The following is a 22832-nucleotide window of genomic DNA, read 5'->3' on the forward strand; positions in this document are numbered from 1 at the left end:
ACAGCAGAAAACCGCGCAGCATAACCATTTCACCGTGCAGTGAAAAGGTGAACTGTGTTTCTGCTGACAATCAGTTGGTTTTGCGCTGTTCTTGGCGGTGCTCTTGCCTATATAGAGAGGGCGATTGTCCCGACCAGCCTTTGAACGCTTTAGCGAAATTGCTGGCATCACTATAGCCTAATTGCTCGGCAATGATGTCGATAGAAAGCACGCCGTCTTTGAGTAACCGCTGTGCTTGGGTGTAACGAACACTGTCTTTGATTTGCTGAAAGCTACGCTGTTCTGCTTTGAGTTTACGGTTCAGTGTGGCGGCAGACATACATAAGGTCGAGGCAACAGTATCGACGGTTGGCATTTCGGCAATATGTTCGAGCAATATTTCGCGCACTCGCGCTGATAGCGTAGCGCTTTCTGCAACGGAATGAAGGGCTTGTTTGAGTTCGTTCTCAGCAAGGTTCTCTAAATTTGGGTTGAAGAAGGATAATTGGCCTTCAAGCGCGGCCCTTGGCCAAGTTAAACGATTTAGACTTGAACCCGATTTGATCGTGCAGTTTGCAAGAATGGTTTGGTTGCTGAGGTCGGTGTTGTCTTGGATATATATGGTGCTTTGTGCCGTCTTGCTGCCGGATGCAACCAATGTGCGGCAAATAGTTTCGACACTCGATAGAAAAGCGAGTACTAAAAACTGCCCCGCAGGGTGGTCAAATTTTGGGGTGATGGATAGATGACGATAGTTATCATCTAGCTCTCTTTTCATGTCAAAGAGCTGGATTCGAGTTTCAATGTAGAGCACGACTTTTTGTGCGGCATCGACCATGGTTTCGCTGTATTGCGCGGCAAAACCGAGCGCTCCATGCTTGGATAACGTCATACGTTTGCCGTATTCCAAGGCAATAGACAGGTCGTTAGTGAGATCACAAAAGCGCTGCAGCATTTTAAGTGCAGACTCGTGACCAACCGATACGTCTGGGTGAAATAGCAGAGTTTCAGGCAGCCCAGTATCTTTTAACAGTTCTGATGCGGATATGCCGCGTTCGAAGCCGAGTTCAGTTAAAAGTATCAAGTAATCTGATGATATTCGGTAATCGCCAGCACCGACTGTTTTTATAGTCATACGACTCACATTGCTAGTTTAGAACCACAAGCTGCAAGCTTAGCACCCGCTTGCCTATGGGGCAGTATGTCATAGTGATAGCACGTCAGGTATGTTCTATCTGGCCATAACGACTGACAAAATATAACAAAAGAGTCTGCTATTGTTAGTGCAGACCGATTTGCCCGATAGCCCTTTGAGGGAGTTTATTATGACTCATGCGAACAATAATTCTGAATCGATCGACATCAAGCCTCGTCGTATGGCGTTTGATACAGAAACGCCTATGAAAAAATACACGTTTAACAATAACTCACTTGTTAGTACGTTTTTCTATGCATTATCGGCGCTATTTCCAGATGGCGAGCGTTTTTTTATTCACTCGGTTCGTAATTTTAAAGACGATATTACTGATGAGAAAATGAAGGCCGATATTAAAGGCTTTATCGGTCAAGAAGCTCACCATGGCATTTCACACGAAGCCTTAAATAAAGCTATTGGTGATATGGGCTTTCCGATGCAAGCGATCACCGATCGTTTGCATAAGCGAGTCGCTTTTTTGAAGACTTTAAGTCGAGAGCGTCAGTTAGCGTTAACCGTTGCTATGGAGCATTTTACTGCCTCATTGGCTGAGTTTTTATTAAAGAATCCTGAAGCGATGGATACCGTTGATCCAACGGTGCGTAAAATGATGCTTTGGCACGCGGTGGAAGAGATAGAACACAAAGCGGTCGCATTTGATGTTTATCGTGCTTTTGTGAATAAAGAATTCATGCGTAAGCGTATTATGGTGGTTGCGGTTGGCGGCTTATTTTGTCGTTTGGCGTATTATCAATTCTTATTGTTGAAGTCAGACCGTCATTTTCCTAGCTGGCGTGAATGGAAAGAAGCGACGCAATTCTTTTGGGGTAAAAAAGGTATTTTGCGCGACAACGTAAAAGGCCTGCGCGAGTTTTTCCATACCGGTTTTCATCCATCGGACATTGATCAAAACTATTTGATTAACGATTGGGAAAAACGTCATCCTGACGTAGCAGAGCTACAAGTAGGTTGAGAGCAGAGCTACAAGTCTCTCTCAGTCAGACTAAAACGCCGGTGCTTGCATCGGCGTTTTGCTATCTGTGTTTTGGTCTTTTTGCTGCCATGGCTCGAAACTCCAAAATAGTGCATAATAGCCCGCAAAAATTTAAGGGTATTAATTATGTCTCTCGAAGAAACATTGAGCCAACGTAGCAATGGTGCGTGTGAACTGTGTACGTCTACTAATAATTTGACGGCCTACCAAGTTCCACCTGAGTCTGCGCTGGCAAGTATGGATAACAATATTTTGGTGTGTGACACCTGTGCAGGTCAGATCACTTCTGGTGACTTAGATGCTAATCACTGGCGTTGTTTGAATGACAGCATGTGGAGCCAAGTGCCAGCGGTTCAGGTTGCGGCTTTTCGTTTATTAACCAAATTATCGACTGAGTCTTGGGCCCAAGATGCACTAGAGATGATGTACCTTGATGAAGACACGCGTAAGTGGGCAGAAACCAGCCTCGCGGCAGAACATCGAGAAGTGACGTTAGATTCTAACGGCGCTGCGCTAGCAGCTGGCGATAACGTGACTCTGATTAAAGATTTGGATGTGAAAGGTGCCAACTTTACCGCTAAACGCGGCACGGTAGTTCGCGGTATTTCTTTGTCAGATAACCCACTGCACATCGAAGGACGTGTAAATGGTAGCCGTATTGTGATTATTGCGGCCTACTGCAAGAAAGCCTAACTGCTGCTACCGCTTGGATTATCAAAATCCTCCACGAGCTGACTCTTGGAGGATTTTTTTATGGCTTATCACGTACAATGTTGCCCGCCCATATCGAACATCGATGTGAGCCGTGACGATTGAGGAATTCTTATGAAAACAGATTTTTGGCTTGAGCGCTGGCAGCGTAACGAAATTGGCTTTCACAAAGACAAAGCAAATCCGGCGTTAGTGAATCACTGGCATACCATGCCTGTTGATATTGGTTGCCGTGTATTTGTCCCTCTATGTGGTAAGACTGTCGATGTCGTCTGGATATTGCGTGAGGGCTATCAAGTAGTGGCTGCCGAGCTGAGCGAAGTGGCTCTGGATGCCTTGGCAGATCAAATTGAAGGCGAATTTGGTTTGGCAGTAGATAAGCAAACGGTGGATGGTTTGATCCTGTATCGTGCCGCCGGAATTCTGCTGATCGGGGGGGACTTCTTTAAGCTAACAGCGCGGGATATTGGTCCTGTGGATGTCATTTATGATCGTGCTGCATTGATTGCATTACCGCCAGAAATGCGTAAAGACTATGCTCAACACCTAATGGCGATTACCCATTCTGCACCTCAGTTGTTAGTCACTGTTGATTATGATCGCGAAGTTATGGATGGCCCGCCATTCGCAATATCGACCAGCGAAGTAAATGATCACTACGGCGCCACCTATCAAATTGATGAGATGGAGTGTCGCGAGCAGATTGATGAAGAGGTGCGTTTTCGAGATCGTGGTTTGAACTCTATGATGCAGACAGTCCATCGCTTGGTCGCTAAGAAATAGTAAAGCGCAGCTTGGTAATGGCACTTAGCTAAAAAAAGCCCACATACGAGTGGGCTTTTTATTGTTCTTCGCCTTCTGTATCGACGGTTACTCGCACGATATTGATCACTTCAATGCTGGTGGCGGTTGGGTAACGCCAGCGCACATTGATATCCCAAAATTGTGCGCCGTATTCACGTTCTGGCTGATGCTTTTGGTAAGCCGGACGCGGGTCTTGAGCCAAACATTGCTCGATTAATGCGATCACTTCTTGCTGCAAACGCTGAGATTGTTGTTCTGCTGCGTGCAAAGCGCCTTCGCGCCAGTTTACTTCGATAAGTTCGGGGGTATCTGGCGCGATATGGTTGTATGCGCTTGCTAAACAATCGGCGTAGGGGACGTAGGGCTTGATATCGATAATAGGCGTGCCATTAAGTAGATCGACGCCACTCACCCATAAACAACTGCCTTCGATCCTTTCTACCTTCACTAATGACTGCCCAATACCATTCGGCCTATGCGTGCTGCGGCTAGCGAATACCCCGATTTTTTCATTTCCGCCTAAGCGTGGTGGGCGAACTCTCAAGCGATGCTCGCTTTGGGTGCTGGGGACACCATGAAAATGGAACAGCAACCAAACATGAGAAACCTGCTCCAAACCTTCCAGCGCTAAAGGCTCGTCATAAGGCGGAATTAGCTCAATTTTGGCGATCGCAGCTGGTGCTAATCCGGGCTGGCGTGGAATGGAAAATTTCTCGCTAAAGGGTGTGTGAGCGATAGCGATAGGGTGGATAGTGAGGTACACAGAGTGTTGCATAGGTAGGTCCAATATCGAGTGTTGGCAGTATAAGCCCCGTGATTGTTGGCGTCATGCCGACTTTGCATGCTTTTTCTAGTCTATTTACGACGTTTTTGTTTCACAAAGTTACATAAATATCCAATAAAAACACATATTAAGCCCATTTTGGCTGGCATACTCGCGCAAATTTGGCCCGTTTGGTCATGTGTTTGATTCGGGGAGTGATATGAAAGCTATTCTTTTGCGTGCGGGATTTACTGGTGCGTCCATTGTCTTGATGAGTACTGCATACGCGTCGGGCTATAAAGTAAACGAGCAAAGCGCTAGCGGTGTCGGCACTGCCTATGCGGGGCGAGCAGCCGTTGCTGATGATGCATCTGTTGTTTTCTATAACCCTGCAGCTATGAGTAAGCTGAAGCGCTCTGAGTTAAGTTTTGGTGCTACTTATATCGATGTTGAAGGTAGCTTTGAAGGTACTCGTACTAACCCTGCAGGTGTACCCGACGCTGCTGAGGGTAATGCCTATGACGATGGTGGCGACTTCGTCCCAAATGCGACGATTCCATTTGTTTATTATGTGCACCCCGTGGACGATAAGGTAGCGTTTGGTTTTGGTATTTTCGCTCCATTTGGAACGCACACTGACTATTCCAGCAATGCTTTGGTTGGTGGGTTTGCCGATGAAACTGAATTAACCACCATCGATTTCCAGCCAACGTTTTCTTATCGTGTGAGTGATACTTTAGCCATTGGTGGCGGTATCGACATCATGTACGCCCATGGTTTGCTCTCTAAGCAATTAGACTTAGTGCCGTATGTACCAGGTCATCCGCAATTGGGTAATACCGACTATCAAGGCTACGAAAACAAGTTTGAAGTAGAAGGTAATGACTTAGGTTACGGCTGGAACTTAGGTTTGATTTGGGATGTCACGGCGCACACGACGTTAGGCTTTACCTACCGGTCAGAAGTGGACTTAGAATTAGAGGGCGATTCTAAGTTTATCCAGTCATCTGGTGTTGTTGCCTACACTGACCCTGATGGCGAGAGTGGTCCGTATCCTGCCGGTATTTATCCTGTTGATGGGGCTACTGGCCAAGTCGATTCTCAGGCATCTCGCGTACCTCTCACCACCCCGCGTTCTGCTACTCTGAGTCTGGCGCATCAAGCGACTGATAACTTGCAGTTGCAGGCGGGTGCAACTTGGACGGATTGGTCGGTATTTAAGTACTTCGATATTGTTGCGACCAAGCCGGGCCTAATTGATGACCTGAGTGGTTTAGGCGAAAACTATATTGGTCACATCGTTGAAAAGTGGCACGACACACTCTCTTGGGCTGTTGGTGCTAGCTACCGTATCGATGAGCGTTGGTTGTTACGCGGTGGCTATGCCTACGACGAAGCTCCTGTAAGCGATGATCATCGTACCGCTCGAGTTCCCGACACGGATCGCCAGTGGCTAACGGCGGGTGCTCGTTATGACTTGAATAACGATATTAGCTTTGACTTAGGCGTTGCGTACTTGCTGATTGATGATTCAGAGTTAAATGAATACGACTACGACCTAAACGATCAAGTGTCCGGTGTAGAAAATGCCCAAGGGACCTACGCGCTGGATGCTCTCGGTATATCCTTACAGATGAACTACCGCATGTAAGCGGCCATTCAGTTAGTGCTAGGTATCAAGGCCGGTCAATTTTAGGGTTGACCGGCCTTATTGCATTTGGCGGCGCGACGGTCATGGCTGCACTAAAATGCCTATGTGACAATACTGTCATTGCACGTCTGGCTTGTTATCACCCAGCTAAGTTCTGTGATTTCGGGTATCGTCTTGTACCAACAGAGCAAGGCGTTTAGGCTTGCATCCCAACATGTTGGTTAAGTTATTTCAGGCATTAAGGAATAAAAGGGTATGAGTGGTCAGTTTCAGGATCGAATCCAAGATACGAAAGAGCGCTTGCAGGATTGGTGGGCCGATCGCAGCGGCGGTAGCTCAACAGGTCGTTTAATTGTTGTTTTGGTAGTGCTTTATTTACTCGTCGCCTTAGTGGTTGGCTATTTTTGGAGTACAGAACCCGAGCAGTTTTCTGTTACCGAAGTAGCTGAAAAGCGTGCAGAAGAAATGGGTGTGAAAGTCGTTACGGGTTTTACTACTACTTCGACGCTGATTAAGGTAACAGAGACGCTATTGCACAAGCCTGGTGGTTATCTTAGCAATGATGTTACCCCTCCAGGTGTTTGGTTAGATAACGTTCCTAATTGGGAATTTGGAGTGTTGGTTCAGGTGCGCGATTTTGCCCGAGCATTGCGTAAGGATTTCAGCCGTTCGCAAAGCCAATCAACAGAAGATAAAGATTTAGCTATAGCTGAGCCGCAACTGCATTTTGATGCGGACAGTACATTTATTCCAGACACTGAAGGTGAGTACGAACGCGGTATAGCAGCTCTTCATAGCTACTTAGCCCGTTTATCTGACCCGCAAGAGCCTACGGCACAGTTTTATGCCCGTTCCGATAACTTACGTCAGTGGTTATTTGACGTGGAAACGCGCTTGGGGAGCTTGTCTCAGCGTTTGAGTGCTTCTGTAGCACGACGTCGCTTGAATACTGATGTCGGTGTGCAGCAGTCAACTCCAACCCCTGACGAAGAAGAAGTGAAAACACCTTGGACTGAAGTTGATGACGTTTTCTATGAAGCTCGTGGCACTTCATGGGCTTTGCTGCAAATATTGCATGCAATTGAAGTCGATTTTAGAGAAGTTTTAGAGAAGAAGAACGCCTTGGTCGGTGTTCGTCAGATCATTCGCGAACTAGAAGGTACTCAAGAGCCTCTTGGTTCACCAGTGATATTGAGTGGTAGCGGTTTTGGTTTATTTGCTAACCATTCCTTGGTTATGGCTTCTTATATTTCTCGCGCCAACGCAGCTATCATCGATTTGCGTGAGCTTCTGTCTCAAGGCTAATGAATTAGTAACGAGTTAAAGCCGCTATGTTCAATTAGCGCTATCAAAAGGTGACTTACTTCGCGGTATGTCACCTTTTTTTCTTCTAGTATGACTCCTAGGGTCCTTGTCATATACCTGACAAACTTCTTACCTTATTTCACTTAGACGTCTACTACACTTTACTCAGTATTTAGCCGTTAATGTCGCGACAGTTGTTTGGTTTTGGCTCAGAATGAATAATACTATGCTGAATGAGACACATTATTTATAAGTGGCTTGTTCTTCAGCACCATGCGGTAGCTTTGTTTATCAACTAATTCAGGGATCAAGATGAAGGCATATTTAACAATAATAGTGTCCTTGATGCTTTTGGCATGTGGTGGCGGTGGTGGGGCCGCTACGGATACGGGCGGCGGCACAGATACAGGCTCCGGTACAGATACAGGCTCCGGCACAGATACAGGCTCTGGCACAGATACAGGCTCTGGCACAGATACAGGCTCTGGCACAGATACAGGCTCTGGCACAGATACAGGCTCTGGCACAGATACAGGCTCTGGCACAGATACAGGCTCGGGTACAGATACAGGCAGCGGCACAGATACAGATAACGCTCTTGATGTAGAACTAAGAGCATTGTTGACTAATAAGTTATTTGATCCGGTTGAACTAACTTCTCGTGAGTTGCCAACGCCTACTGACCCTATTGCAGACTTAGGCAAAGAACTATTCTTTAGCAAATCACTTAGCTTTGGTGATGATGTCGCATGCGCCTCTTGCCATGACCCTCGTTTAGCAGGTACCGATAATTTGTCTCTGCCCGTTGGAGTGGGCGCGCATAATCCGGATGTCGTCGGGCCGGGACGCAGACATGATGGTAATTTTTACATCGATCCTAAAGCGGATTTTGGACCCAACGTCCCGCGCAATAGCCCAACTACATTTAATATTGCCTTTTATGATAGCGCTATGTTTTGGGACGGACGAATAGAGTCGGTGATGCTAGATTATGATCGCTACATTCGTCTGACTCCGAAAACTGAAAACGGTGTTGATACGCTTATTCGTACTCCTGATAGTTTCGCTAGCGGACCCGATCCTTTGGCGGGGGCGAACTTGACGGAAGCGCAAGCTCGTTTCCCCGTCACATCAACCACCGAAATGCGAGGTTTCGCCTCGGCCTCCGGTGGAACTACTCATGACAGCCGCGATTTGTTAACTCAGCGTCTTATTGATCGTGGTTGGGAATCTTACTTTCGTGACGCCTTTAATGATTACGTAAGTACTAGCGAAGAAATCGTGGGTTATCCTTTTATCGCGAAAGCCCTGTCAGAGTATCAGCGTTCGCAAGTTGCGTTGGATAATCCCTTTTTTGATTATGTTGCGGGCAACGATGACGCAATATCAGAATCGGCGAAACGTGGTGCGACTAAGTTTTTTTCTGACTTACAAGATGGTGGCTGTTACAAGTGCCATACTGGACCTCATTTTACTGACGAAAATTTTTACGTTTTAGCAACACCGCAAATTGGGCGGGGTAAGAATGCCAATGCCAAGGATTTTGGTCGATATAATGTGTCTCGTTCGATTATGGACAGACATGCTTTTAGAACGCCGAGCTTACTCAATGTGGCATTGACCGCACCTTATATGCATGCGGGCAGTTTAATTGATTTAGAAACTGCTATTCAGTGGCACTACACTCCAAGTGATAGTGTTGCTAACTATGATTATTCTTTGGAATCGCTACCTCAATTTTCGGGATTGGGAATTAATACTGGTAAGTATTCGACCAATACAGCGGAAGCGCTTGATTCTGTAGCGCTGCAGTTAACTAGCCCTACACGCCGGACAAAATACACTAAGGGTGCCTTGGATAGCACTGAAATGGCGGACATGGTTGCCTTCTTGCAAACCTTAAGTTCCAACTGTTTACAGGACTTTACTTGCGTTAGTAAGTGGATGCCAGACTACACAACCCCAAGTGTCGATGGGCATCGTTTGGATCCGGAATTGTTGCTAGTGTTCGACAACTCTGCGGTATTTGATATTTCTGTGCCTGATGTTACTGAGGTTGGCACTGGAAATTCCCCCGATTTAGGCGTTGTTCCAACCTATCAGGCGGGCGGGTGTGAAGTTTCTCATGTCGCGACTCCAGTAGAAGCCGACATCATTTATCAATTTCGTAAAAGAACTAATGTTGGCTTTGATGTGGAGCGAACTATTTCCAGCAAAATGTTGGCAAATTTTTATTCTAATTATGAACCCGTTTTAAACACTGGATCCGCCGCGTCAGCAGATTTGGACGGTGATTGTGATTTAGATTTAGTTATCGATAGTGGCGATGTTAATGGCGTTGGTGTTTATCTCAATGACGGCGGGGTATTTACCTTGGCATCAGATAATTTCGGTTTGCCGCTTATCGAGGACCTAGCCCCCGTTGCTTTGGTTGATTTAAATGGAGACGCTTGGCCGGACTTGTTTGTTGGCAACATTTTAGGCAGTACGCCTCGTATTTGGTTTAATGATGGTAAAGGCCAGTTTATTGCACAAACGGATTCTGGCTTTCAGGTAAGTCGTAAAACTTTAAGTGGTGCTTTTTCTGACGTTGATGGTGATGGTGATTTAGATGTATTCCTATCCCATTGGGATCTCGGGGCGCCATTAGAAGAGGTGCATTTGTGGCTCAATGACGGTTTGGGATATTTCACTCCAGCCGGCAGCGAATTTGGATTCTCAGGTCAATTCGGTGAGCGTGATTTCACTTTTACGCCTAACTTTGCCGATATGAATGGAGATGGCTTGACTGACTTGTTAAGCGCCGCTGATTTCTTACGGACTCAAGTTTACCAAAAGCAAGTAAATGGTAGTTTTATCAATGTAACTGATCCATTAGTTATTACCGATGAAAATGGTATGGGTGCTGCTTTAGGCGACATCGATAACGATGGTGATCTCGATTGGTTTATTAGCAGTATTTATGACGAAGAAGTAATGAGTGGTGCTGAAGCCGAAACAGAGTCGAATTGGGGGGCCACTGGTAATCGCTTGTACCGCAATGATTCTGTGCCTGGCGAGAGTATTGTCCTGAGTGATATAACTGATTCAAGCGGCGTTCCCAATGGTAACTGGGCTTGGGGTGCTTGCATCAAAGATTTTAATAATGATGGTTGGCTCGATATCTACCAGGTTAATGGCTACGGTTATAAATATGACGGGTTTGATTATGATTTGTTGCCTCTATTAAGTGATATCGGTATATCCAATATCGAGGATTTGATGGCGGCTGATTATCAATCGGCTGATGAGTTTGTATCTGCTGTATTTGATTCAATTGGTGATTATTCAGAGTTTCTTACTCGTTTTGGAATCGACTTTGGATCGGATGCAACTTTAATATCTAGACTTTCTGAGTTTTATTTAGCTGCCTTTGCAATTAAGAATACTGAATCAAAATGGTCGGAATTCCAAAATAAACCTGCTCATTTATTTATGAATAATAAAGATGGCTCCTTTCATGAGGAGGCAGCTTTAAAGCAAGTGGATGATACCGGTGAAGGACGCGGTGTGGTATGTAACGATTTTGACCGTGATGGTGATATCGATATTTTAATTATTAATAACACTGGAAAGCCGACTTACTATGAGAATCATCATCGTCGAGTTGCTAATGTTTGGGACAACTTCCTAAATTTACAGTTACGCGGAGATGGCGGTAATCGTTTTGCTTATGGCGCTAAAGTGTATGCGTATACCGCAGCAAATATCGGTGGCGATCTTGTTGGTTTAGGCGAGTTAAATCAATATCGTGAAATGCGCTTTGAAAATAACTTTATTTCAAATAATGCCCCTGAATTGCATTTTGGCTTAGCAGCGCATTCTAAAGTAGATACTTTACGAGTTGAATGGCCAAACGGCACGGTGACAGAGTTAACTGACGTGGATGCGAATCAATTTATGGTATTGCAACAACCCGCGATTCCGTGATGCTCGATCTGAATCAGTTGAGTGTTTTTATTCGCGTTGTCGATGAAGGCAGCTTTACGTCAGCAGCGAAATCACTCGGGATGACTAAGTCTCGAGTGAGTCGTATGGTCGCCGAACTGGAGGAGGCGTTAGGCGTTCGCTTGTTACAGCGAACAACGCGCCAGCTTCACCTTACTGAGGTTGGCCATGCCTACTATTCAAGTTGCTCGCAAAGCGTCAAGGAGGTACACGAAGCGCATCGGATGATAGCGGATCGCGAAGCCAGCCCCCAAGGCATATTGCGTATCGTTGCTCCGGTTATCGCGGGTAGTGGATTAATGGGGCATTACTTTGCCCGCTATCAACGTCTATATCCTGATGTTCGTATCGAAGCTACTTACACCGATAGGCAATTTAATCTTATTCAAGATGGCTTCGACCTTGGTGTTTATATTGGTGTTCAGCCGGATTCTTCTTTAATTTCTCGAACGCTCACCGAATCGAATTCTGTTATTTGCGCAAGTCCTGCTTATTTAGCTGAACATGGTACTCCGCAAGTACCTGCCGATTTGACCAATTTGCGCTCGGTAAAGATTGGCGAGGGCAAGCAGCCTCTGCATCTAGCGCTGACCCACAAGCTAACCGGTGAAGCGGTTGAAGTGGATATCCAAACTAATATGGTCACTAATCTAATTGCAGGCGCCATCAATAGTATTGTTCATGGCGCTGGAATTGGTGAGGTACCTTATTTATTAGCTGGTGAAGAAATTCTTTCTGGGCACCTGATACCTATATTGCGTGACTGGGAAATACGCCCTCAGCCGATCTCATTGGCTTACCCATCACGTCAGTACTTACCGAAAAAAGTTCGTCTATTCATTGATTTTATGGTCGATGAGCTAGCGCAGGTTGACGAAATCATTAAAAAATTAGATACGCCTGAAGAACAATTATCGGCGTTCCGCGCACACCTTCTGAAGCAATAGTCACTTCCATCGCTCTGATGAAACCTCGTCTTTGCGTTGACTCCTCACTGTAACAAAGCTGTCATAAGTTCGTAGTAAATTGCCCCCACTCATCTTTTGGCTGTGATCGTCTGATTGCAGTGTGCGTTTTAATTTACATCCTCTGGGGGACATGATGAAACCAACTCGAGTGCTGCTAACTGCAGCGTCGTCTTTGCTGGCTTCAAATCTTATGGCAGGCGAAGCCGTCTTTTATGTAACGGAAGACGGCAACGCTATGCGCGATATTGCCGTTAGCGTAAATGGTCAGAAGCAACTAGTGAATAGTGCTGGTTTCGCGACATTCGACATTCCTGCCGGTGCTCATCAAGTAGAGCTGTCTCAATTTGGAGAATGGTTGGGCGAATTTAATTTCGACACGGCCAGCAGCGAAGAAAATGCTGAAGTTCAAGTCGACATCGTCGGTGGCGAAGCCATGCCAGAGGTCAAAGTATATTTACCTGGTCAGGTTGATGCGATGGCCGTCGGCCAGATCGCTGGTGCTTTGATGTCTGATGAAACCGGTGGCCCAGTGAGCGGCGCGCGTATTGCCATTGAAGGCACGGATCAAGCGGTAATGACCGACGACAACGGTGAGTTCGCGTTTGAACTTCCTCGTGGTGAATATGCATTAACGATTGCTCATCCGAATTACGGCAAGCGCGATGTTAGCGGTCTACGCGTGATGAGCGGAGTCACGACTGGCGTCAACATGACCATGAGCTTGTCTGGCAATGGTGTAATTGAGGAAGTCGTCGCGGTTGGTTCGTATATTCCTTCTACTGCGACCGCCCAAGAGCGTGATTCCTCTGCGGTATTAGATTCTATTGGGTCTGAGCAAATGGCTCGTTTTGGCGATTCCTCAGCGGCTTCTGCGTTAAAGCGTGTAGCAGGTGTGTCATTGGTTGGTGGGCAATTTGCGGTCGTTCGTGGGCTACAAGGACGCTATATTTCATCAACATTAAATGGCGGGTTGATGCCAAGTACAGATCCGATGCGTCGCGATGTCCCACTAGATTTGTTTCCTTCCAGCGTTCTGGGTGGAATTAATATTCAAAAGTCATTCACACCAGACATGCCGGGAGATACCACCGGCGGTGTGATAATGATGACCACAAAAGATTTGCCTGATGGTCCGACTAGTAAGTTAAGCGCCACAATAGGTATGAATTCGCGCACGACCTTTAGTGATGTTAATGGTTATGAAGGCGGTTCGACTGATTATTTAGGTTTGGATGACGGTACGCGTGAATTACCAAGCATCGTCGATAGTGCGACTAATAGCGGCCAAGATTCATTGAATTATTGTAATTTTTCGGGTTGTGTTACACCTGCCGAAGGAGCTTCTTTAGGACAGTCTTTTGACCATATTTATAATGTCGATCAAATTCAAGCTAAGCCAGAGAAAGCAATTTCTTATTCTTTTGGTGATGTAAAAGATTCTGGTTTTGGCTTCTATGGTGCTATGCAATATAAGGATAAATGGGAAGCTCGTCATGATGGTCGTACTGATGATTTAGGCGTGACCGGCACTTATGAACGTTCAAAACGTAAAGTCGATACAACAGGTTATTTTGTTGCTGGTTATGAAGATGAAGCAATGCTTGTAACCAGTAAAACCATGCTGTTGCGTAAAAGCGACAATACTACTCGTACATCGTCAGAGTACGACTCTAACAATGATCAGCAGACTGATCAGGCGACTTTGCAATGGGTCGAACGTCAATTTTTGGCACAACATTTTGCTGGTGAACATTATTTTGGTGAGCATGAATTAGATTGGCGTATGAATTATGGACAAACTAAACGGGATGAACCAGATCGTCGAACCTATTCATATATTAATGGCGTTCTAATCCCTTCAACAATTGAACGGCGCTTTTCTGAATTAACCGAAGATTCTCTTGAAATTGGTGGAGATTACACGTTCGACACAATGATTTCAGGTGAGACCGGTTTAACGTTGAAAGCTGGTGCGATGATATCTACCAAAGAACGTACGGTTGAAGTAGCACGTATTGGTATTGATAAGCCATCGAGTTCCACGTTGGACATGACTCAATCCATTGAAAGTATTGTGAATGATGATAGTTTTTCTGCGGGTAATTTGCTGATACAAACTCGTACAGCAGCTACGGATAGTTATGAAGCGACTGATGATATATTCGCTTTTTATGGTTCTGCAGGTATTGATTTGACTAGCGTGCAGTTACTAGCAGGCGCGCGCATGGAGAGTTCAGAGCAAGTATTGAGTTATCCAAACAGCACGACTCTTGATAATAACTTGAAATCTGATGAAATTTTACCAATGGCATCTGCGAACTTTATTGTTTCTGAAGATATGCAAGTTCGTATTGGTGTTAGTCAAACATTATCTCGCCCAGGCATTACTGAACGTTCACAATCAGTGCAATACGATCCTGAAACGGACGAGCAAATATTTGGTAATCCGAATTTACAAGTGTCTAAAATTTCCAATTTAGATTTGCGAGCGGAATACTATTTCTCCGAAGAAGAAAATCTATCGTTCGCTGTTTTTTCTAAGGATATTACAGATCCAATTGAACGCAGTATCCCTGACGGTTCGGGATCTGCTGCCGACGGTTCTACTTTCCGTAATGAAGATTCTGCTAGTGTTCAGGGTCTAGAAATAGACTTCCGTAAAATGATTGTCGATAGCGACTATTGGTCGAGCTTTATTTCAGGGAATATATCTTGGGTTGACGCAGAAGTTAATCTAAGTGAAGACACTGCTCGTTTCGAAGGTAAAGACAGTCGTCGATTACAAGGCCAGTCTGAATATTTGGCTAACTTACAGTTTGGTTTTGACCACCTGTCGACTGGTCAAAATTTAACGTTATTAGTTAATTATGCGGGGGATCGTATTTTTAAAGCTTCTCGCAGTTTATCTCCAGAAATGGAAGAAGGTCGTGTCGTAGTTGATTTAGTCTATCAGTACGAAGCGAATGACAATTTAACTGTAAAAGCAAAAGCGGGAAATATAACTGATGCAGTTACTCGTTATACCCGTGATGACACAGAAATCGAACGCTATTTCGAAGGAACGGATATTAGTGCAAGTGTCGAGTATCTGTTCTAAATAATTTTTAAATGTAACTTTTATGTAATAAAGCCGACCTATTATTAGCGTCGGCTTATGAAATAAACCCAAAGGGGAAAAACATGAAATTGGAAAAGAATTACCTCGCATTATCAATCTTAACTGCAACCTTAGTGGGTTGTGGTGGTGATAGCGATAGCAGCTCTAAAAGTATTGACGATATCGCGGGTGTAAGCTGTGCAGATAATGTTTGTACTATCTCTGGTCAAATTTTAGAAGACATCACGTTGACTGCTGACAAAGAGTGGCGTTTGGATGGTTTTGTTACAATCGGTGCTGGCAACGTAGAATTAGCAGACGCTGCTGCCATTACAGCTGCTAAAGCTGCAGGCGTAACTATGACTGTTGAGCCTGGTGTTCACATCAAATCTTTGAATACTGGCGTGCTATTAGTGACTCGTGGTTCTAAGCTGATGGCAGAAGGTACAGCGGCTGACCCTATTACGTTCAGCTCATATCAAGATGAAGACTTTGATGGTCTTGGTGAATGGGGTGGCGTTGTTATTCAAGGTTTCGCTCCACAGTATGGCCAAGGCGACACTGGTGTGTGTGGTGATGTTTGTAACATCGACGGTGAAGGTGGTGACGGTATTGGTAAGTTCGGCGGTAACGACAATGCCGATAACAGTGGTGTTATCAAGTATGTTCGTATAGCAGAAGCAGGTCGTGTTGCTGGTCCAAACAACGAAATTAACGGTCTAACCCTGCAGGGTGTAGGTCACGGTACTGTTGTTGATTACGTTCAAGTTCACAATAACTTAGATGATGGTATCGAGTGGTTCGGTGGTACGGTTAACGCAACTCATTTAGTGTTAACTAACAATGATGATGACGATATCGACTTCGATGAAGGTTACATGGGTAACATTCAATACGCTTTAGTTGTGAAGGATCAGACTACTGCTGCGACTCCAAGTGGTTCAAACGACCCGCGTGGTATTGAAGGTAATAGTGATATTCCTAAAGAGACATCGGATACTCACGCTGTGATTGCTAACGTGACTCTTGTTGGTGGGGATATCAATGACGGCCAGCCAGGTATCAAACTACGCGGTAAAGTAACAACTGAATTGGCGAAAGTGGCCGTTACCGGTTTCACTTCAGGTTGTTTGGAAGTTAAAGATTCTCAAGCAACGGATGTTAGTGTTCAGGACGTGTTATGTGATGAAACTGCTCTGAAGAATGATGCTCCAGCATCGGGTTCAATCACTACAATTACTACTGGTTCAATGGCGTTTAATGCTAACTGGGCTGTTACTAACTCTGAAGCTGTAGATAGCGGTATTACTGCAGATGTAACGGCAGTTAATAATGGTTCTAGCTTTGCGTTCGATCCTACTACTTACATTGGTGCAGTTGATCCAGCAGCAACCACTGCTTGGTGGTCTGGTTGGACCATTCCGAATTCTTTGGATGGTGCTACTTCGGTCAACCCTGCTCTGTGATACTTGTATGAAAAATACGGCGCCTAAGGGCGCCGTTTTTTTTGTTTATTTTTTCTTCTAATTAGTCTCTAAGCCGCATATTTATTGGCTGTCGTAGAAAGTCCTGTCATAAAAATGAAGTCGTTTTGTCATGTAATAGAACTGTCATCAAACGCAGGTATGGTGTCTCAGAATTTTTAAGTAGTTGCCTCCGCTCTAGCGTAGGCCGACGTCACCATAGGTAACCATCATGGCCAAGCCAATGCGATCCAAAACTCTTCTAGTTACTGCGTTGCTCAGTGCAAGCGCTGTAATCGGCAGCTCTGCTGCATACGCTGCAAACACAGTCGATAAAGCCCTTAACGAAGGCGTAGAGCGCGTTGCTAACGCGCAGAAATCGCAGCAAAAAATAGATTCAATTGATAGCACTACGCGTGAAGCCGAGCGTGAATATCGTGCCATCGCCAAAGAAATTGAAGGTTTAAACGTATACGTTTCGCAGCTTGATCGTCAGTTAAATGCCCAGCAGCGAGAACTGGGTAATATCGAGGAAAGTATTGAGCAAGTGACCTTGGTTGAGCGCCAGATTACGCCACTAATGCTGCGTATGATTGACGCCATTGATCAATTTGTTGCCGCTGATGTGCCTTTCTTGAAAGAAGAAAGATCGAAGCGTGTCGCCAAATTAAAAGATTTAATGGGCCGTTCTGACGTTACCGTTGCCGAGAAATATCGCAAGGTAATGGAAGCTTACCAAGCTGAAGTTGACTACGGTCGCACGATTGAATCCTATCGTGGCAGCCTAGCGAATAACGGTACTGAACGCGAAGTGGATTTCCTTCGTGTTGGACGTATTGCCTTAATGTATCAGTCATTGGATGGCCAAGAATTAGGTATGTGGAATACCGCTAGCAATGCTTGGGAGCCAATGGATGCGGCTTATAAAAGTAAATTAATTGCGGGTATTCGTATTGCTCGTGAACAAGCCGCTCCAGATCTTATTAAAGTACCGGTTGCCGCCCCACAGGAGGCCTACTAATGAAATTATCTAACTTATTTCTAGCTGCAACTTTAGCTCTTAGCTTAGCTCCTTCAGTTAATGCTGAGCCTGTAGGCGTTGATTCTTTGTTGAACCTAGTTGAACAAGGGCAGGCACGTGACGATAAAGCCTTTAAAGCGCGTTTAAATGAATTTAATCAGTCGCGTGCACAGCAAGAAAAAATGCTGGCTGATGCCAAAGCAGAGCGTACTCGCCTTGAAAATTTAAGTGCGACTAAGGAAGGTCAGTTTCGCGATCAAGAAACCAAGATCGCGGATGCTCAAGAGCGTTTAACTAACCGTATGGGTAGCTTGAAAGAGTTGTTCGGCGTTCTGCAACAAGTGGCTGGCGATACTAAAGCTGTTTTTGAAGGTTCTGTGGTTAGCTCTGAATTACCTGGTCGCGAAGCATTTTTAACCGACCTTATTCAAACGGCGGGATCTACTTCTAAGTTGCCGTCGATCGAAGAACTAGAAAAGCTTTGGTTCGAAATGCAGCGTGAAGCAACGTATAGCGGTCGTATCTCTAAGTACAATGCCGAAGTTGTATTGCCTTCAGGTGAAACCGTTGCACGTCCAGTAGTTCGCATTGGCGGCTTTAATGCCGTGTCTGGCGGTAAGTATTTAAACTGGGATCTAGAAACGGGTCGCTTGGTTGAGCTTGATAAGCAACCGGGTAGCCGTTACACCGACCCTGCGGCTGAATTAGAAGCGGCTACTGGCTCGGCTATGACTGGCTTTTGGATTGATCCATCACGCGGTCAGCTATTAAAAATTATGGGTCAATCGCCAGAGCTTGGAGATCGTGTGGATCAAGGTGGTGTGGTTGGTTACATCATTATTGTTTTAGGCGCTATCGGTATTGCTTTAGCTATCTGGCGCATGATTGTTCTTAACCTTGAAGCGATGCGCATTCGTGCACAAATGAATAACGAAAGTGCAAACGAAAATAATGCGCTGGGTCGTGTTATGGCAGTATTTAATGCCAATAATAAAGCCGATACCGAAACATTAGAATTGCATTTGGGAGAAGCCATTGCAGCTGAAATTCCGCGCCTAACTCGCGCTATTGGTTGGATTAAAATTATCTCTGTTGTTGCACCGCTGTTGGGTCTATTGGGTACTGTCACCGGTATGATCGACGTATTCGAAACCATGTCATTATTCGGCACTGGTGATCCTAAATTAATGGCGGGTGGTATTTCTCAAGCCTTAGTGACCACTGTTCTCGGTCTAGTTGCGGCGATTCCGTGTGTGTTCTTACACACTTTAACGAATAACCGTAGCCGTGAATTAATGATGATTCTGGAAGAGCGCGCCACTGGGATTTTGGCACGTCAATCAGAACAGACTCAGTCATCAGCTAAAGCGGCGTAACCATTATGTTCGGTGAATTTTACGAACCGGTTTATCTGTTTATGGAGCGTGGAGGCGACGTCCTCTACGCCATCTTCGGATTAATCCTGATCTTGTGGTTGATGGTCCTAGAGCGTGCTGGTTACTTTATTTTCTCTCACCGTGCTGCGTTAGCAGCAGCTAAGCAAGAGTGGGAAGCACGTAAAGAACGCACATCTTGGGCAGCTCATCAAATTCGTCACGATTTAATTACTGGCTTAAATATCGGCCTGCAAGCAAATATGAGCACCATTAAAATGCTCATAGGTTTGGCGCCTTTATTTGGTTTGCTCGGTACGGTAACCGGCATGATTGAAGTATTTGATGTGATGGCTTTTATCGGTAATGGCAGCCCTAAAGCGATGGCTTCGGGGATTTCGAAGGCAACTATCCCAACGATGGCTGGGATGGTTGGCGCACTTACTGGTGTATTTGCTCAGTCGCTGCTTGATCGTTATATCAAACGCGAAAAAATTAGGCTCGAAGACCAATTGACCTTCGACCATTAACAGAGACTTTTTGCTATGAAACGTAGTTTCTCAAACTTGACCCCCGCAGCAGAAGAAGGCGAGATCGATATCACGCCAATGCTCGACGTGGTTTTTATTATGCTTATTTTCTTTATCGTAACGGCATCGTTCGTTAAAGAATCCGGTATCGAAGTTAATCGCCCAGATGCAAGCACAGCGCAATCTAAGCCGCGTGCCAATATTTTGATCGGCATTAACGATATGAATGAAATTTGGATCAATAAGCGTCGCGTTGATGCGAGTCAGGTACGCGCCAACATCGAGCGTATGCACGCGGAAAATCCTCAAGGAACTGTGGTCATCCAAGCGGATGAAGAGGCCACGACCAAGACTCTTGTTGCGGTTATGGATGCGGCACGTCAAGCGGGCGTTTACGACGTATCCTTGGCTACAGAGGAGCGCTGATTATGTCTGCAGCAATCTCTACGATGCCTGCAACCGTATTGCGTTTCGCTATTGCACTGGTGGTGGCCGTTGTTGCCACCTTTGCGGTGTTTTGGATGATGCAAAGTTTGATTAGTACCGGAGGTTCGGTATTAAACGAACAAGATTTTGGTCGTATTCAAAGCTTTGTGATGGATAAGCCTGATGATGATGTGCAGACCAAAGAGCGCGCACCGAAAAAGCCGCCAGTAGCGCAAAAAGAACCACCGAAACCCGATATGCCGAAGCCAGAAATGTCGCAGGCAGATACGTCCAGTATGGATATGGGTGGGTTTCAGATGGCGAACAATTTAACCGTTGATGCTGGATTAACAGGTGGAACAGGCGACGGCGAGTATTTACCGATTGTTAAGGTTGCGCCGACGTATCCTCGTCGTGCGGCCCAGCGTGGCATTGAAGGGTATGTGGTCGTTGAGTTTACGGTATCGACCTTAGGGACTGTGATTAATCCTACAGTGATTGAATCGGATCCCCCAAGCGTATTCGATAGCGCAGCTATTAATGCCGCCAGTAAATTCAAGTACAAGCCGAAAATGGTGAATGGTACGCCGGTAGAAGTACCTGGTGTACGAAACATCATCCGTTTTGAGTTGGATAAAAGCCGATAGAGGGCTAATGCTATGAAAAAATTAACGTTAACTTGCTTATTATTGAGCATGGTTATGGCCGCCACTATTGCTGTAACACCGATTATCTCGGTTGCGCAAGCAGCAGAAGGAAGTTCCAGTGAAGCGCCTTCTAAGCGAGTGCGTAGAACTCAGACCTTACGTCCTGAGATTTATGAAAAATTGGAAGCTGCACGAGTTCATGCTGATGAAGGTAGGCCAACGGAAGCTCTCAATGCTTTGGCGGCTCTAGAAAAACGTAAGCGTAACTCTTACGAGCAGGCAATGACTTACAACATGTATGCTTACGTGTATTTTAACCAAGAGCAATTGGATAAAGCGGCGCAAGCATACGAACAAGTATTAGCGGTCAATAATATTCCTGAGAGTTTGGAGCAAACCACTCAATACAGCTTGGCTAAGCTGTATTTAATGGGAGAGAAGTACGAGAAAGCGATTTCAGCTCTGAATAAATGGTTTGCCATGGTGGCTGAACCCGGCAGCGAAGCCTTTATTTTGCGCGCGCAGATGAATTTTCAGTTGGAAAAATATGCGGCAGCATTGCCTGACGTAGAAAAAGCGATTGCCATGAAAAAGGAACAAGGCAACCCACCAGAAAATTGGTTTTTGTTAGAGCGCGCAGCACTGTATCAAAACAAAGATTTCAAAGGTTTAGCGCGTTGTTTACAAGACCTAGTTGCTTTGTATCCTAAAGGTGATTATTGGGTGCAACTAGCGGCGGTGTACAGCGAGTTGGGGCAGCCTAAAAAGGAATTATCCGCGCTCGAAACGGCCTACGATCAAAAGCTACTGACGCGGGAAAATGAGCGTATTAATTTAGCCCAAGCTTTATTAGGTCAGGATGTGCCTTTTAAGGCAGCGATGGTCATTAAAGCAGGGATGGATGAGGGCGTGATAGAATTATCCGCGCGCAATTTATCTTTATTAGGCGATGCTTGGATGTTGGCCAAAGAATACGACAAAGCCATTGAAATTATGGGTAAGGCTGCGGAAAAATCGCAAAGTGGTAAGGATTACTACAAACTTGCGCAAATTCATACCGAGCGTCAAGAATGGGAATTAGCATTAAATAATGTAGATAAAGCAATTAAGTTAGGCGGGTTAAACGCACCGTCTCAAGCACTTATTCTTAAGGGCTTAGCCTTGTATAACTTGAACGAGTTGGATCATGCTGCGGCTGTGTTTGCCGATGCGGCTGAGTATCCTGAGGCCAGTGCCGCCGCTCGTCAGTGGGAAGATTACATCGACAGCGAACGTAAACGCTTAGAATATATGGCGTCTTCAGAGCTTTAATTTTACGCTCTAAGATAATATTTTTACCCCGTCTGTATTTGTACAGCGGGGTGTTTTTATTTTAGCGATATTGATTTTAGAGCTATTTTTTCTTTGGCGTCCATGCCCAAATCATTTCCGCTTTTACGGTTTCCGTTCCCGTTTCATCGGTAATCACCACAGGAACGGTAATATCGCCTTTGGGTGTATTGCGTACGTATTCGAGCTGTTCCTCACTAAAACTAGCAACGGCGGTCATATCGCCTGATGCGCGCTTTAAATAAGTCAGTTCCATACTGCGAATCACCAAGATGCGGTCATCGGGAACGGTCATACCTGTCATAAAGCCAGTCGCAGATTCAGCTAATAACGCCATTGCTGCAGCATGAACGCTACCGATATGGTTTTGCACTTTACGACGATTTTTTAAGCGAATAACACAGGTTTCTGGGCGCAGTGTTTCTACTCGACACGATGCAGTACCTGCAAATCGAATAATTTTTCCTAAAATAAATGAACGAACGGTGGGCTGCAGGCCGCTAGGTAGACGTTCAATTTGGCGCATGACTTTACTGAGACGGTTCATAGATTACTCGTTTATAGGTTGTATTGGGCCATAGGCTAGCGC

Annotated in this window: 18 protein-coding genes; 15 read left to right on the forward strand and 3 right to left on the reverse strand. The window is 45.4% G+C overall.

The window, feature by feature from the left end; genetic code table 11:
- Positions 1-70: 70 nt before the first annotated feature.
- Positions 71-1114 (reverse strand): AraC family transcriptional regulator, encoded by a 1044-nt coding sequence (locus tag TOL_RS04285; RefSeq protein ID WP_015486059.1) that lies wholly within the window; start codon positions 1112-1114, stop codon positions 71-73.
- Positions 1115-1304: 190 nt separating this feature from the next.
- Here TOL_RS04285 and TOL_RS04290 point away from each other — a divergent pair, with 190 nt between their 5' ends.
- The 3 genes from TOL_RS04290 to tmpT all read left to right on the forward strand — a co-directional run bounded on the left by TOL_RS04290 (position 1305) and on the right by tmpT (position 3662).
- On the forward strand, positions 1305-2147 hold the full coding sequence (locus TOL_RS04290) for a metal-dependent hydrolase (protein ID WP_015486060.1): 843 nt from the start codon (positions 1305-1307) through the stop codon (positions 2145-2147).
- Between the two features lie 147 nt (positions 2148-2294).
- A complete protein-coding gene (locus TOL_RS04295) occupies positions 2295-2861 on the forward strand; it encodes a PhnA domain-containing protein (RefSeq protein ID WP_015486061.1) in 567 nt (188 codons plus the stop codon).
- Positions 2862-2993: 132 nt separating this feature from the next.
- The gene (gene tmpT / locus TOL_RS04300; protein ID WP_015486062.1) at positions 2994-3662 is read left to right on the forward strand and encodes a thiopurine S-methyltransferase; all 669 of its coding nucleotides are present in this window, start codon (positions 2994-2996) and stop codon (positions 3660-3662) included.
- Positions 3663-3720: 58 nt separating this feature from the next.
- On the opposite strand, the gene tsaA is transcribed toward tmpT, so the two are convergent.
- The gene (gene tsaA / locus TOL_RS04305) at positions 3721-4458 is read right to left on the reverse strand and encodes a tRNA (N6-threonylcarbamoyladenosine(37)-N6)-methyltransferase TrmO (RefSeq protein WP_015486063.1); all 738 of its coding nucleotides are present in this window, start codon (positions 4456-4458) and stop codon (positions 3721-3723) included.
- 208 nt (positions 4459-4666) lie between these two features.
- Between tsaA and TOL_RS04310 the strand changes: the two genes are divergently transcribed.
- From TOL_RS04310 to TOL_RS04365, 12 genes are all read left to right on the forward strand, one after another.
- Positions 4667-6097, forward strand: a complete 1431-nt coding sequence (locus TOL_RS04310; protein ID WP_015486064.1) for an OmpP1/FadL family transporter — start codon at positions 4667-4669, stop codon at positions 6095-6097.
- Between the two features lie 255 nt (positions 6098-6352).
- A complete protein-coding gene (locus tag TOL_RS04315) occupies positions 6353-7402 on the forward strand; it encodes a DUF2333 family protein (RefSeq protein WP_015486065.1) in 1050 nt (349 codons plus the stop codon).
- 312 nt (positions 7403-7714) lie between these two features.
- Entirely contained in the window at positions 7715-11371 is a 3657-nt protein-coding gene (locus TOL_RS18160; protein WP_158505902.1) for an FG-GAP-like repeat-containing protein, read from the forward strand.
- Entirely contained in the window at positions 11371-12336 is a 966-nt protein-coding gene (locus TOL_RS04325; RefSeq protein WP_015486068.1) for a LysR family transcriptional regulator, read from the forward strand. The genes TOL_RS18160 and TOL_RS04325 overlap by 1 nt, the downstream gene beginning before the upstream one ends.
- Before the next feature lie 151 nt (positions 12337-12487).
- Positions 12488-15454 (forward strand): TonB-dependent receptor, encoded by a 2967-nt coding sequence (locus TOL_RS04330; protein ID WP_231848009.1) that lies wholly within the window; start codon positions 12488-12490, stop codon positions 15452-15454.
- Between the two features lie 83 nt (positions 15455-15537).
- A complete protein-coding gene (locus TOL_RS04335) occupies positions 15538-16920 on the forward strand; it encodes a hypothetical protein (RefSeq protein WP_015486070.1) in 1383 nt (460 codons plus the stop codon).
- Between the two features lie 229 nt (positions 16921-17149).
- The gene (locus TOL_RS04340; protein ID WP_015486071.1) at positions 17150-17938 is read left to right on the forward strand and encodes a DUF3450 domain-containing protein; all 789 of its coding nucleotides are present in this window, start codon (positions 17150-17152) and stop codon (positions 17936-17938) included.
- Positions 17938-19314 (forward strand): MotA/TolQ/ExbB proton channel family protein, encoded by a 1377-nt coding sequence (locus TOL_RS04345; protein ID WP_015486072.1) that lies wholly within the window; start codon positions 17938-17940, stop codon positions 19312-19314. Before TOL_RS04340 ends, TOL_RS04345 begins: the two co-directional genes overlap by 1 nt.
- Before the next feature lie 5 nt (positions 19315-19319).
- Complete coding sequence (locus TOL_RS04350) at positions 19320-19841, forward strand: MotA/TolQ/ExbB proton channel family protein (protein ID WP_015486073.1); 522 nt, start codon at positions 19320-19322, stop codon at positions 19839-19841.
- Between the two features lie 15 nt (positions 19842-19856).
- Entirely contained in the window at positions 19857-20267 is a 411-nt protein-coding gene (locus tag TOL_RS04355) for an ExbD/TolR family protein (RefSeq protein WP_015486074.1), read from the forward strand.
- A gap of 2 nt (positions 20268-20269) precedes the next feature.
- On the forward strand, positions 20270-20914 hold the full coding sequence (locus tag TOL_RS04360) for an energy transducer TonB (protein WP_015486075.1): 645 nt from the start codon (positions 20270-20272) through the stop codon (positions 20912-20914).
- A 12-nt stretch (positions 20915-20926) separates the two neighbouring features.
- Complete coding sequence (locus TOL_RS04365) at positions 20927-22225, forward strand: tetratricopeptide repeat protein (RefSeq protein WP_015486076.1); 1299 nt, start codon at positions 20927-20929, stop codon at positions 22223-22225.
- Between the two features lie 82 nt (positions 22226-22307).
- Here the strand turns inward: TOL_RS04365 and TOL_RS04370 are convergent, their stop codons facing one another.
- Complete coding sequence (locus TOL_RS04370; protein WP_015486077.1) at positions 22308-22790, reverse strand: DUF4442 domain-containing protein; 483 nt, start codon at positions 22788-22790, stop codon at positions 22308-22310.
- Between the last annotated feature and the right edge of the window lie 42 nt (positions 22791-22832).

It is taken from the genome of Thalassolituus oleivorans MIL-1, assembly GCF_000355675.1.
Lineage (GTDB): Bacteria > Pseudomonadota > Gammaproteobacteria > Pseudomonadales > Oceanobacteraceae > Thalassolituus > Thalassolituus oleivorans.